The sequence below is a fragment of the Flagellimonas aequoris genome (genome assembly GCF_003584165.1).
Lineage (GTDB): Bacteria > Bacteroidota > Bacteroidia > Flavobacteriales > Flavobacteriaceae > Flagellimonas > Flagellimonas aequoris.
In genome coordinates this window covers 334,210-348,117 of sequence record NZ_QXFJ01000008.1, presented here as the reverse complement: position 1 = coordinate 348,117, position 13,908 = coordinate 334,210, and the positions used below count along the sequence as shown (strand labels likewise).

Below are 13,908 nucleotides of genomic sequence, written 5' to 3'. Positions count from 1 at the left end.
ATTCTATGGATTTATGTCATAGTTTGGACGGGGATCCTCAATCTTGGAAAATGAGTCGGCCATTGTACAATTCTTCCACATCAACCTCAGGAGGTCTATTGACACTGATTACGTCCCCCGTTCCCCTAATGACACCACTGATCCGTTGTTGGGGGTTAACATAGACATCATTGGTGCCCCTATGATTGATGGAGACCGAGTTTGCCATCAGTTCTTCGGCCTCTATCCTGGAATCCCCAGCGGCAACGGTTACATTAAGATTGGTGGTCAGGCCTCTCAATTTAAAATAAGCAATCCCGTTCACCACAATACTTACAGTGGTTGAATTCATCTCCAAATCAAAAGAACCATCCGTAGTCTCGGTTTCAGGATTGGTAAAGCTTTCAGATATAAGGGAGATACTTGGATAATCCAAGACGCCATCGCTAGTTATGGGCAATCCTGTGCTGCTTCTTATTTCAGTGATGTTTGGGGAAGTCACATACACTGTGGTCAAACCGTATTCTCTCACATAATTGCAGCTATTCTCATTCCGAAGTATCAATCGGCCTTCCTCCACCTCAGCGGAAACATCATCGAGCAAATACTCACCGGTTTCGATTTCCACCGATTGTTCTTCCCCTTGTTTCAGTACTACTTTCACGTTTTCAAAAACCGTCATGGTGGTAAATTCTGGAACATCTACAGGTACACGAACCAAATCCCCTGCATTTTGAAAGCAATCGGGGACGTTATCCCCGTTGCATGCTATCAAGAGCAAAAACAAATATGTCAACCATTTTCCTTTCATAAACGCACTCCAATTCCTAATTCAATGGCCTCTGCCTTGGCACCATGGGACTTTAAGGTAAGGGCTCCAAAGATCTTATCCCCAAAATACCGTTTCATCCCAATACGGTTATACATACGTCCCTCAAAATCAAACGGATAGTACACGTAATATCCCAATTGGGCCACAACACTCATCTTGTTCACGAACAATTCATGGCCCAAGAATACCCCAACACGTTTGTAATCGGTATCTGGATCCACGTCCAGTTCTGGAAAAGATATGGACTGGTACCGAATCAATTGCTTTAAAAAATTGGAAAAAAAGATGTCGGTTCCCAATTGAATGGCACTTCGTTTGCCCAAACGCTTATCGGCATAAGCCGATACAATGGCAAAACCATATCGCCCCATATTGATCACATCACTTTCATTGGCACCACCTCGCAAAACGAAGTTATACCGAATCGGCTCTGTTGTTATCCCCGTGGATTCCGGATGCAGGTATTCGTAGGTGGTATCGCTATCCAGCTCGTATGTAAGGCCAAAATTGAGGGCAAAGGTATTGGTAGAGGTATTGGGTGCCTTAAAATTGGCATTGGAATAATGGATAAATGCAAGACCAGCATCCAATCCTAAACCTGAAACAATTCTTTGATGGTAATTGAACATTAATGTGGTACTGCTCAAAATATGGCTCCCGTAGGCGTTGTTCCTGAAATTTTCATTTTTATCGTAGGGATTGGTGTTGTAAGCCAATCCTTGTGCCACACGCAATTGCACTTTCCTGTTGAAAAAATAAAAATTATAGTGCCCATACAAGCCAAAGTGTTCCCCTAGGGTGGAATTATTGGTATTTTGATACACAAATGTGAATCCTGTATCGGGATATCCAAAATCGGCTTCCCATTCCTTATCGCCATAGGTTTTCCGACTAACCCCCAAAATTAGGCCACCGGGATGTTCTGTTATCAAGTGGGAAATATCAGGGTTGTGCAACAGAATAGAACCATAAAACTGATGGGCATCCAACACGAACTTTTTGGGTACTTCCCTACTCTGGGAAAATCCAAAAAATGAAAATAGGGCGAAAATCAGGCAAAGTAGGTACCTCATGGGGCACTAAAGTAGGGAAATAAAAAAACACCCTTACCCATCGAATTGAAAATTACCACGAAAGATTACCCTGTCTTTCTAAACAAAGTGGAGAATCCAACCTATCTGGCAATCACCTCTACCTATTATTTTTTTTTTGAGATTCTTCGTCAGTATACTTCCTCAGAATGACTATTACTGTTGATTTTTTTTCAATAAAAGCAAAGCGGGAATGTCATTTTGAACGGAGTGAAGAATCTCCACAGCTTTTTAATGTACCCTACTAAAAAAGCTCCTTGGCTATATCTTTGATATTATCCGATTTTCCCATGGAATAATAATGCAGTACCGGAACGCCGGCCGTCTTCAACTCTTTAGATTGCTGAATGGCCCACTCTACCCCAACTTTTCGAACATCCTGATTGGTTTTGCAAGCTTCCACGGCTTCAATCAAATCTTGCGGGATGTCCACTCGAAATACCTGCGGCAACAATTGTAGGTGTTGCTTGACCGCAATCGGCTTAATACCTGGAATGATCGGCACATCAATACCCATTTCGCGAGCCGCCTCCACAAAAGCAAAGAATTTTTTGTTGTCGAAAAACATTTGGGTCACCACGTAATCGGCTCCCAAATCCACTTTTTCTTTTAACCGCTTCAAATCGGATTGAAGGGAAGGGGCTTCCATATGTTTTTCAGGATACCCAGCTACACCAATGCAGAAATCACCCATTTCATGACCTTCAATAACTTCGTGCAAATAGTTGCCCTGGTTAATGTCATGGATTTGCTTTACCAACTCGGCAGCATATTGATGGCCTCCTTGGGTAGGAATAAAATATTTTTCTTCTTTTCTGGCATCTCCCCTCAAGGCCATTACGTTTTCAATTTCCAAATACTGACAGTCCACCAAAAGGTATTCGGTCTCTTCTCTGGTAAATCCTCCACACAGCACATGAGGAACGGTATCCACATCATATTTATGCTTTAGAGAAGCGCAGATTCCCAATGTTCCTGGACGTGTACGGGTCAGTTTTTTGTCCAACAATCCATCCTTCTCTTTGTAAATGTATTCTTCACGCGAAGTAGTAACATCAATAAAAGGTGGTTTAAACTCCATTAACGGATCTATGTTCCTATAGAGTTCTTGTATACTTTTGCCTTTTACCGGTGGTACAATCTCAAAACTGAACAAGGTTTCCCCTTTGGCCTTTTTTATGTGGTCCGTTATTTTCATTCTTAACTAATCGTTTTCGGTTGTTGGTTGATAGTTAATAGTCTTCTTATTTTAATTATCCGATGGTATTGTAATAATTCACAAATCCATTCAAGAGTTTTTTGCATAACACAATTTGGCTTATAATCATGTCAAACTCTTTCTCGCTCAAATAATTTTGATCAAGTGATAAGTACAATTGAGTTTCCAATTCATACAATGAGCCTCTTGAAATGTGCAAAAATCGAATCGTGTCATTTGGTGTTTTTCTTCCACACCCTTCGGCAATATTGGAAGGAATGGAACAACTACTTCGTCTTAGCTGATTGGTTAAACCATAAATTTCTTCCTTGGGAAAACTTTTGGTTGCTTCATAAACCATTTTGACTAGTTTTCGGGATTCTTTCCAAACTTCCAAATCAATATACTCCATGAACCAAAACCTATAAACTATCAACAATATTAGGCGCCAGCCACTTTTGGGCTTCTTCCAAAGTTATTCCTTTTCTTTTTGCAAAATCGGCTACTTGATCTTGGGTCATCTTTCCCAAACCAAAATATTTGGCCTGTGGATGAGCAAAATAATATCCACTAACGCTGGCCGCTGGCCACATGGCCAAGCTCTCCGTTAATTTTACCCCGATTTTTTCCTCCACATCCAACAATTCCCAAATGGTCAATTTTTCCAAGTGGTCTGGACATGCCGGATAACCGGGCGCTGGGCGGATTCCTTGATATTTCTCATCGATGAGGGCGCTGTTGTCCAAGTTTTCATTTTGGGCATACCCCCAATATGTTGTTCGAACTTCTCTGTGCAGATATTCCGCAAAAGCTTCCGCCAAACGATCGGCCAAAGCTTTTATCATGATGGAATTGTAGTCATCATGCTGCCTTTCAAATTCTGCGGCCAATTCTTGAGTCCCAAACCCGGTACTTACACAGAAAAAGCCCATATAATCCTGAATACCAGAATTCTTCGGCGCAATGAAATCTGCCAAGGCGATGTTCGGCACCCCTTCCCTCTTTTTCAATTGTTGACGAAGCGTTCTGAAAATGAAGGTCTTTGTATTGTTCTCGACTGCGCTCGAACTGACAACCTCAATATCATCCTCATCAATTTGATTGGCAGGGAACAATCCAAAAATGGCCTTTCCCTTCAACAATTTTTCATTCAAAACCTTTTTCAACAGTTCTTGGGCATCCTTAAAAAGTTCGGTCGCTTGTTTGCCTACCACATCATCGGTCAAAATATCCGGATACTTGCCATGTAGGTCCCAACTTCTGAAAAACGGGGTCCAATCAATATAATCCGTTAGCAGCTTCAAATCAAAATCTTCCAACACCTGAATGCCCAATTGCTTTGGTTTTTTGATGTCGGAGGGATTCCAGTCAATCTGCAATTTATTGGCCCGAGCCTCTTCCAAGGTCAAATATTCCTTTTGCTTGCCGCGGTTCAAAAACTTGTCCCGAAAACTCTCGTAATCCAACTTGATGTTTTTCTTGTACGTATCCGAAGTTTCCTTCTGCAACAGATCGCCCACCACGGTCACCGCACGTGATGCATCGTTTACATGCACTACCGAATGACTGTATTGCGGGTCGATTTTGACCGCGGTATGGGCCTTGCTTGTGGTAGCACCTCCGATCAACAAGGGTACCTGGAAATTTTGACGTTCCATTTCCTTGGCCAAGAAAACCATTTCATCCAAGGATGGGGTAATCAGGCCACTAAGACCGATAATATCCACTTGTTCTTCCTTCGCCTTGTTGATGATCTTTTCGGGTGGGACCATCACACCTAAATCCACAATTTCATAATTGTTGCAGGCCAAAACCACACTCACGATGTTCTTTCCAATGTCGTGCACATCACCCTTCACCGTGGCCATCAAAATTTTGCCGGCCGCCTTGGTGTTCTGATCCTTGGATTCCTCAATGAAAGGAGTCAAATACGCCACGGCTTTTTTCATTACCCTTGCGGATTTTACCACCTGGGGCAAGAACATTTTTCCGCTACCGAACAGGTCACCGACCACATTCATCCCGGTCATCAAATTGCCCTCGATCACTTCCAAGGGCCTATCGGCTTGAAGTCGGGCCTCCTCTACATCTTCAACAATATATTGGTCAATCCCCTTCACCAAAGCACGTGTAATTCGGTCTTGAAGCGGTTCTTGCCTCCATGACAAATCCACCTTGGCTTCCTTAGCCGTTCCCACTACGGTCTCGGCAAACTCCAATAAGCGTTCGGTGGCATCCTCACGTCTGTCCAGCAATACATCCTCCACATGTTCCAGCAAATCCTTGGGTATATCATCGTACACCTCCAACATGGTGGGGTTAACAATGCCCATGTTCATACCTGCTTTTATGGCATGGTACAAAAATGCCGAATGCATTGCCTCGCGGACCGTATTGTTTCCACGGAACGAAAAGGAAACGTTACTCACCCCTCCACTGACACTGCAATATGGTAAATTGGTTCGGACCCATCGGGTGGCTTCGATAAAATCGATGGCGTTGCGGCGGTGTTCTTCCATGCCTGTCGCTACAGGAAAAATATTTAAATCGAAGATGATGTCCTCGGGGGCAAACTTTACTTTATTCACCAAAATGTCGTAGGAACGCTTTGCGATTTCAATCCTACGCTCGTAATTGTCTGCCTGACCTACTTCATCAAAAGCCATGACGATGACCGCGGCACCATAGCGCTTAATCAATTTGGCATGATGGATAAATTGTTCCTCACCTTCCTTCAAACTGATGGAATTCACCACACATTTGCCCTGCACCACTTGAAGACCCGCCTCAATAATTTCCCATTTGGAACTATCGATCATGATGGGTACACGGGCAATATCAGGCTCGGAAACAATCAGGTTCAAGAATTTGACCATAGCCTCTTTTCCATCGATAAGACCATCGTCCATGTTCACGTCGATGATCTGTGCCCCACCTTCTACTTGGTTCCGGGCAATGGCGAGGGCTTCATCAAACTTTTCTTCTTTAATGAGCCTTAGAAATATCTTGGAACCGGCCACATTGGTACGTTCCCCCACGTTGATGAAATTACTTTCCGGGGTGACGATCAAGGGCTCAAGACCTGAAAGTTTTAGTGCTCTTATTTCCACGACTATCGGTTATTCTTTGATTCGTATATACTTTTCCACAATGTGCCTTTTGATACCAGCTTCGGGCACGTCTTCAAATCCGGATTGGATCAGGGAATCTCCTTTAACCTCCAGTTCAAAACTGAATTCTTCCCCTCTTAACTCCTTGATGCCCACATAGTCCAATCGTTCCACATAGGAGTTGCCATTTAAAGCATAGGATCCTCCTCCCCCATAAAACCCTTCGTCGGTTCCTTCCAATTGATTGAAAAAGGCAAAATGGTCTTTGTTCAATATTTTGATGAATTTGGTTTTGGATAAATCCTTTATTTCAATGGAGTCCCCTGTCCTGGTCTCGCCATACACCAAAAGCCATGTGCCTATGATCTTATTGTTCTCCTCAGTGATGATATCTCCATTTTCTATGGTTTTTTCTTTCTCTCCACAGGAAATGGAAGTAGCCAATGTGACTATCAGCAATAAAAAACTAAACGGTCTCTTCATGGTTGGTTTCCAATTTTCTGGGAGCATATTTTCCAACAATTTCTGCAATGGCTTTGATGTGTTCTGGAGTAGTGCCGCAACACCCCCCAACAATATTCACCAATCCCTTTTCTGCATATTCCTTGATTTGGGCGGCCATCTGTTCCGGGGTTTCATCGTATTCCCCAAAAGCATTGGGCAATCCTGCATTGGGGTGGGCCGACGTGGCAAATCCCGACTTGGCGGAAATCACCTCTAAATGGGGCACCAACTGTTTGGCCCCAAGCGCACAATTGAACCCCACCGATAAAATGGGAATATGGGAAACCGAGATCAAAAAAGCTTCCGCTGTCTGTCCTGATAGAGTTCGTCCAGAAGCATCGGTAATGGTACCACTTACCATAATCGGCACTTCAATATTCCGTTCATCCTTAACCTCTTCAATGGCAAAAAGGGCCGCCTTGGCATTCAGGGTGTCAAAGATGGTCTCTACCAATAAAATATCGGCACCACCATCCAACAACGCCTCAACTTGTTCTTTATATGCTTTTCGAAGTTCATCAAAGGAAACGGCACGGTATCCAGGGTCGTTCACGTCCGGTGACATGCTTGCCGTTTTGTTGGTGGGACCTATACTCCCTGCCACAAACCGTGGTTTGCTCGGATCTTTTTTGGTGAACTCATCAGCCACTTGTTTGGCAATCTTGGCGGATTCAAAATTCAGTTCATACACCAATGCTTCCATACCATAATCGGCCATGGCGATGGTGGTACCGGAAAAGGTATTGGTCTCGATAATGTCCGCACCCGCTTCCAAATAAGCCCTGTGCACATCTGCAATGGCCTGCGGTTGGGTCAAAGACAATAAATCATTGTTTCCCTTCAGGTCACTAGGCCAATCCTTGAAACGTTCCCCCCTAAAATCTTCTTCCTCGAACTTATAGCGTTGTAACATGGTTCCCATGGCCCCATCCAATACCAAAATCCGTTTCTTTAAAATATCCTCAATTTTTTCCATAGTACAATTCCCATTACGATAGGATGTAAGGGTATCAAGAAAAGTGTGGAAATACTTTGAATTCTTTCGTTATCCTTCCCTTTTGGCAGGATATTGCTCCAAACCTTCCCGAAAAACGTTCAGGATAAGGGTAGAATGTAGCACCTTCTCGGAAGTCGAGGGTTGCTAAGGCTTCAAAGGGTCCAATCCCTCCACCTTTCTTGATAACACTTTCAACTTATTAATGAACTGAACTGCAAAGAAACGGCTCTCCCCAGTGAAAAGCAAAAAATGACCCTTTATTTTTACATTTCCAACAATAAAAAAACGGGTTGAAAAATCAACCCGTTTTAGATTACTCTTTGTTAGATTTTACATCATCATACCACCTGAGACCTCAATGCGCTGGCCGTTGACCCACTTGGCGTCCTCGGTACACAAAAAGGCTACCACACCTCCAATATCACTAGGGATGCCTACGCGACCCAAAGCAGTAAAATTGGCAATGGCCGTTCTTTTGCCTTCATCGGTCTTGTTGGTGCCGCCACCAAAATCGGTTTCTATGGCTCCTGGTGCGACTATATTCGACCTGATTTGTCTTGCACCAAGTTCTTTGGCTTGATACCTGGTAAGGGTTTCCATTGCCGCTTTCAAGGCTCCATACACCGAATACCCTGGGAAAGAGAATCTAGCCAATCCACTGGAAATATTCACGATACCCCCTCCGTTAGCCATGATGGGTAACAATTTTTGTGTCAGGAAAAATGCACCTTTAAAATGAATATCAACCAAGGTATCGAATTGCTCTTCGGTGGTTTCCGTGATTGGAGCATTGATACCAATGCCTGCGTTATTGATCAAATAATCGATGTAGTCCGCTCCAAAATGGGAGTCGGTCACTTTTTTGACCTGATCCACAAAGGCGTCAAAACTGCCTACTTGGGACACATCCAATTGCAACGCATAGGCTTTTTGACCCAAGCTTTCAATTTCCTGAACTGTTTTGTCCGCCTCTACCTTATTGCTTTGGTAGGTCAAGACCACATCCAATCCTTTTTTGGCCAAATTGATGGCCATATTTTCTCCGAGGCCTCTACTGCCTCCAGTTACTAATGCTATTTTACTTTTTGCCATTTTTTTTGATTTTTGATTAGGGTACAAAGTTCCGAAACAAGTGACCTTGGCAGATTGCGAGCATCAATCCATTTTTTGCAAAAATCAAATAGCGATACTTCCTCTATATTTTAATGGGGATGTTTTGGAAAACTTCTTGAAGAAATTGGAAAAGTGGGCCACTTCCTCAAATCCCAAACTGAATGCGATTTCGGAAATGTTCCAATCCGTGTTGTTGAGCAAGATTTTGGCTTCTTCAAAAATGCGGGCGTGAATGATAGCCGTTGTGGTACTACCTGTTGTTTCTTTGAGCACTTTATTCAGATGGTTGGCGTGAACTGCCAATCGCTCCGCAAAATCGTTCGCCGTTTTCAAGACCAAACGTTGGGCAGGGGTATTGATGGGAAACTGCCGCTCCAACAATTCCACAAAAAGGTCGGTGATGCGGGTTGCCGCATTTTTGCCATTTTCCACAGGTTGTACCGGCTGCAACTTTTGACCAATGTGCAACAGCTCCACAATGTAAGCCCGAATCAAATCAAATTTAAAGGGATAATCCGAAGATAACTCCCTGTCTATCTTTTGAAAAAGTTGTTCTAACTCCACATAATCATCATCGGAAATATTGAAGATGGGAAACCCTCCTGGTTGAAAAAGGGGTAACGTTTCCAAAATGACCCCACTTTTATCCTTGGATAAAAAGTTCTCCGTGAATACACAAAAATACCCGGACTGATTTTCATCCTGTGGCACATAATGATATGGGATTCTAGGCGATGCAAACAATAGGGCCTTATCAGCAATATCGATGACCTTATCGGCATATTCTGCCCTGTTCTTGCCATTGATCAAACTGATCTTAAAATAGGAACGCCGATCGTAGCGCATCTCCCCCTCATTGAGTTTTGTACGGTACTCATCAATCTTGAACACATTAAAATGCCCGATGTCCTTTCCTATGGTATCAGGGATGGGCAATTTCATTTTTCCATAAAAATCCCGAAGGGTGAACAGTTCTTCCATGATATTGTAAAATTCAAATATAGTGCAAAAACAAAAACACCCTCCAAAATTGCTTCTGGAAGGTGTCCTTGAAAAATATATATGATTTTAATTGATGCTCTGTACCACTTCTTTTTTGGCCTCTTTTTTGGAACCATCAAATCCTTCCACACCTCCAACTGTGGTATACTTCATCACGTAGCGTTTATCCGGATTGATGATCTGATAGGCAAACTGGCACATTACGGCAGCTTCGTGAAATCCGGAAAGGATTAATTTCAATTTACCTGGATAGATGTTAACGTCCCCAATGGCGAATACCCCTGGAATGTTGGTTTGGTAATCCTTTGCATTGTTCACCTTGATGGCGTTCTTTTCAATTTCCAAGCCCCAATCCCCGATGGGTCCTAATTTTGGTGACAATCCGAACAAAGGAATGAAGTAATCGGTTTCCACGTAGCTTTGCTCTTTGGATTCATCATTGTACTTGATCACCACAGCCTGAAGTTCTTCCTTACCATGGATTTCCTGTACTTCAGCTTCGGTATACAATTGAATCTTGCCCAATTTGGCCAATTCCCTTGCTTTTTCCACAGAATCCAAAGCCCCACGGAACTCATTCCTACGGTGCACCAAAGAAACTTCGGAAGCTACATCGGCCAAGAAAATGGCCCAGTCCAATGCGGAATCCCCACCACCGGAAATGACCACTTTTTTATCGCGGAACAATTCAGGATCCTTGATCATGTATTCCACACCCTTGCTTTCAAACAGTTCAATATTGGCAATCAATGGTTTCCTAGGTTCAAAAGAACCCAATCCACCAGCGATGACCACAACAGGAGCTTGATGCTTTGTACCTTTATTCGTGGTTACCACAAAGGAACCATCCTCTTGCTTATCCAAAGTTTCAGCACGTTCACCCAAAGTAAATCCAGGCTCAAATGGCTTAATCTGTTCCATTAACCTATCCACCAAGGCACCGGCCAAAATTTCTGGATAGGCCGGAATATCATAGATTGGTTTTTTAGGATAGATCTCGGCACACTGACCCCCTGGTTGTGGAAGTGCATCGATCAAATGGCATTTCAACTTTAACAAGCCTGCCTCAAAAACGGTGAACAACCCGGTTGGTCCCGCTCCAATTATAATGATGTCTGTTTTAATCATAATACTGCTTTTAATAAGTCTGGACTTTCCCTTCGACTTCGCTCAGAGTCCTTACTCTACCTGACAATTTTTAAACTTTAACTAGCGATTTTTTTCCCTTGTATTGGTATTCCTTTTGAATGTCCAATATTCTTTGGCGATGGTTCACCACCTCACCGATGATGATAATCGCAGGATTGGATAACTGCTGCTCCTTTGCCTTGTTCTCAATGGAAGCAACAGTTCCAATACCTATTTTTTCATGTTCCGTGGTACCATTTTGGATGATGGCCACAGGAGTCTGTACTTTTCCTTCTTGCTTGAAGAGCTCCATGATCTCTCCCAACTTTGACATTCCCATAAGGATGATGACTGTAGCGCTCGATTTCGCGGCCAAGGCCACATCATTGGAAAGTTTGTGTTCCTTGGTAGTACCTGTAATCACCCAAAAACTTTCCGCAGCACCTCTTTTGGTCACTGGAATGTTTTGGGATGCAGGCACTGAAACCGAGGAAGAAATCCCCGGAACCACGGCCACATCAAGTCCTAATTCCGCTGCATATTCCATTTCTTCGGCACCACGGCCAAATACGAATGGGTCCCCCCCTTTTAAACGGACCACATGGAGTCCTTGATCGGCTCGCTGCACGATCAGTTCATTAATCTGCTCCTGTTGATAGGTGTAGCAACCTTTGCGCTTGCCCACAAATATCTTTTCCGCTTGGGGAGCATAATCCAACAATGCTGCGGACACCAATGCATCATACAGCACCACATCTGCAGCCTGCAATGCCTTCACACCCTTAAGGGTAATCAAATCCACATCCCCGGGACCGGCCCCAACTACTGTCAATCTTCCATTACGCATGTTCCAACTCCAATTTTCTGTATGCTTCCAATCGTTCCAATACGGTTTTCGCATCTTCCACATAGCTTTTGGCAAAGGCTTCGGAAGGCTCATTTTGATTGAGTTGAAGAGCGAATTTTTCAAATCCACCTTCAAACTCAATTTTTCCTGTGGCCACATAGAGTTCATCAAAATCCTTGATAATACTCGCATGGGTATTCACTTTTTGTTTTTCCGAAGTCAACAATGCCTTGGCAGAGTTTACCATGGACTGATAGGAATAATAAATACTGGCAGCCCACTTCCCTTCTTGGATGGCCTCTTCGGCGCTTTCTATCTTCTCTTGACTCTCAAAAAACAGGGTCGCCACCAAGTCTACAATAACTCCAGCGCATTCCCCAACCCCAATTTCCTGAACGTATTTTTCCTCATTGCCCCAATCGATGAAATCTTCTTGGGTTAAGTTGTCCACATCGGTCAATGGTTTTAAGAAATCATAGAAATAAAGCTGTCCTTTTTCTTCATAATACTCGGTGAAGTTTGCCCCATTTCCATTGGCCTCAAAATCATCCAAGATCAAACGAAGGGCCTGAGGTCCTCTTTTACTTGGGATTTTGGCCACTTTGTCCGCGAACTTTCCGTTTCCGTTGCCCAAATTTCCACCACCCAACAACACCTGAAGGGCAGGTGCCACCAATTTATCCTTGGTACGGATGGACATTCCTTGGAACCCGATGTGGGCCATGTTGTGTTGGCCGCATGCGTTCATACAACCACTGATCTTGATCACCACATCAGCATTGTTGATGTATTGTGGGTATTCGGCTTTGATCACGCGTTCCAACTCATCGGCGATACCGGTACTGCTGGCGATACCCAAATTACAGGTATCCGTTCCAGGACATGCGGTGATGTCCAAAGCCTTGTTGTAGCCTGCTTCGGCAAAGCCTAATTTTTCAAGTTCTTGGTAAAAGAAAGGAACCAATTCCTCCTTCACAAAGGGTATCAATATATTTTGACGTAGGGAGAGACGAATCTCACCGGCTGCATAGTTCTGCACCAATTGAGCCAATTCCCTTGCCTTATCGGTATAAAAATCACCTAAAAGCACCTTAATACCGATGGCCACGTAGCCTTCTTGCTTTTGAAGCACCAAGTTGGTGGATTTCCACTGTTCAAATGCTTTTGTATCCTCAATTTCAACCTTGGGAGTTTCCACTTCAGCAACTTGTACCTGTGGATAACTTTCAAAATCGATAGGATAGGATTGAATAGGAATGGCGGTCTGTTCTTCTTCCAATAATTGTTTGAAACCATCCAAACCGATATCCTTCAACAAAAATTTCATACGTGCCTTGGCCCTACTCTTGCGTTCCCCGTAACGGTCGAACACGCGAACCACACCTTCCATCATCGGGATGATTTTGTCGGTAGGCAAAAAGCTATACAGTTCATCGGCATGGCGAGGTTGTGAACCCAAACCACCGGCCAACATCACTTTAAATCCTCTTACCCCATTTTCGATTTTAGCGATAAACCCTAGATCGTGCATGTAGGACAATCCGGTATCGGCATCGCTGGCAGAAAAAGAAACCTTGAATTTTCGACCCATTTCCTGACCGATAGGGTTTCGTAAAAAGTATTCGAACAAAGCTTGGGCATAGGGAGAAACATCGAATGGTTCATCCACATCGATACCTGCTGTCTCACTAGCTGTTACGTTACGAACTGTATTACCACAGGCTTCGCGAAGCGTAACTTGGTCTTTTTCCAGTTCTGCCCACAACTCAGGGGTACGTTCCAAGTCCACATAGTGAATTTGGATATCCTGACGGGTGGTGATGTGGAGACGACCACGGGAATATTCATCGGAAACGTCGGCAATCCGAAGCAGTTGTTTGGAAGTCACCTTACCGTAGGGCAATTTGATACGGATCATCTGTACCCCGGGTTGACGCTGGCCATAAACACCACGCGCCAAACGAAGACTACGGAATTTTTCCTCATCGATGTTGCCATCCTTGAATTGGCGAATTTTTTTCTCCAAATCAATGATGTCCTTCTCTACTATCGGGTTCTCTATTTCTGTTCTAAAACTTCTCATTATCCTATTTTTCCTATCTCTTTT

12 protein-coding genes and 1 riboswitch are annotated in these 13,908 nt (G+C 43.6%); all 12 genes read right to left on the bottom strand.

Annotated elements, in window-relative coordinates:
* Window positions 1–37 precede the first annotated feature (37 nt).
* Complete coding sequence (locus tag D2U88_RS02480) at window positions 38–790, bottom strand: head GIN domain-containing protein (RefSeq protein WP_119638711.1); 753 nt, start codon at window positions 788–790, stop codon at window positions 38–40.
* A complete protein-coding gene (locus tag D2U88_RS02475) occupies window positions 787–1,884 on the bottom strand; it encodes an acyloxyacyl hydrolase (RefSeq protein WP_119638710.1) in 1,098 nt (365 codons plus the stop codon). The genes D2U88_RS02480 and D2U88_RS02475 overlap by 4 nt, the downstream gene beginning before the upstream one ends.
* A 262-nt stretch (window positions 1,885–2,146) precedes the next feature.
* Entirely contained in the window at window positions 2,147–3,100 is a 954-nt protein-coding gene (gene metF / locus D2U88_RS02470; protein ID WP_119638709.1) for a methylenetetrahydrofolate reductase [NAD(P)H], read from the bottom strand.
* Between the two features lie 55 nt (window positions 3,101–3,155).
* The gene (locus D2U88_RS02465; RefSeq protein WP_119638708.1) at window positions 3,156–3,512 is read right to left on the bottom strand and encodes a four helix bundle protein; all 357 of its coding nucleotides are present in this window, start codon (window positions 3,510–3,512) and stop codon (window positions 3,156–3,158) included.
* Between the two features lie 10 nt (window positions 3,513–3,522).
* Entirely contained in the window at window positions 3,523–6,210 is a 2,688-nt protein-coding gene (gene metH / locus D2U88_RS02460) for a methionine synthase (protein ID WP_235855701.1), read from the bottom strand.
* A gap of 9 nt (window positions 6,211–6,219) precedes the next feature.
* Window positions 6,220–6,693, bottom strand: a complete 474-nt coding sequence (locus tag D2U88_RS02455) for a hypothetical protein (RefSeq protein ID WP_119638706.1) — start codon at window positions 6,691–6,693, stop codon at window positions 6,220–6,222.
* The gene (locus tag D2U88_RS02450) at window positions 6,677–7,690 is read right to left on the bottom strand and encodes a homocysteine S-methyltransferase family protein (RefSeq protein WP_119638705.1); all 1,014 of its coding nucleotides are present in this window, start codon (window positions 7,688–7,690) and stop codon (window positions 6,677–6,679) included. The genes D2U88_RS02455 and D2U88_RS02450 overlap by 17 nt, the downstream gene beginning before the upstream one ends.
* Before the next feature lie 96 nt (window positions 7,691–7,786).
* Window positions 7,787–7,900: riboswitch (SAM riboswitch) on the bottom strand.
* Window positions 7,901–8,041: 141 nt separating this feature from the next.
* Window positions 8,042–8,803, bottom strand: coding sequence for an SDR family NAD(P)-dependent oxidoreductase (locus tag D2U88_RS02445; protein WP_119638704.1), 762 nt, complete (start codon window positions 8,801–8,803; stop codon window positions 8,042–8,044).
* Between the two features lie 84 nt (window positions 8,804–8,887).
* Entirely contained in the window at window positions 8,888–9,805 is a 918-nt protein-coding gene (locus D2U88_RS02440; RefSeq protein WP_119638703.1) for a helix-turn-helix domain-containing protein, read from the bottom strand.
* Window positions 9,806–9,892: 87 nt separating this feature from the next.
* Window positions 9,893–10,954: an NAD(P)/FAD-dependent oxidoreductase gene (locus tag D2U88_RS02435; protein ID WP_119638702.1), complete on the bottom strand. Its 1,062-nt coding sequence runs from the start codon at window positions 10,952–10,954 to the stop codon at window positions 9,893–9,895.
* 70 nt (window positions 10,955–11,024) lie between these two features.
* Complete coding sequence (cobA, locus tag D2U88_RS02430) at window positions 11,025–11,801, bottom strand: uroporphyrinogen-III C-methyltransferase (protein ID WP_119638701.1); 777 nt, start codon at window positions 11,799–11,801, stop codon at window positions 11,025–11,027.
* Complete coding sequence (locus tag D2U88_RS02425; RefSeq protein WP_119638700.1) at window positions 11,794–13,884, bottom strand: HEPN domain-containing protein; 2,091 nt, start codon at window positions 13,882–13,884, stop codon at window positions 11,794–11,796. The genes cobA and D2U88_RS02425 overlap by 8 nt, the downstream gene beginning before the upstream one ends.
* Between the last annotated feature and the right edge of the window lie 24 nt (window positions 13,885–13,908).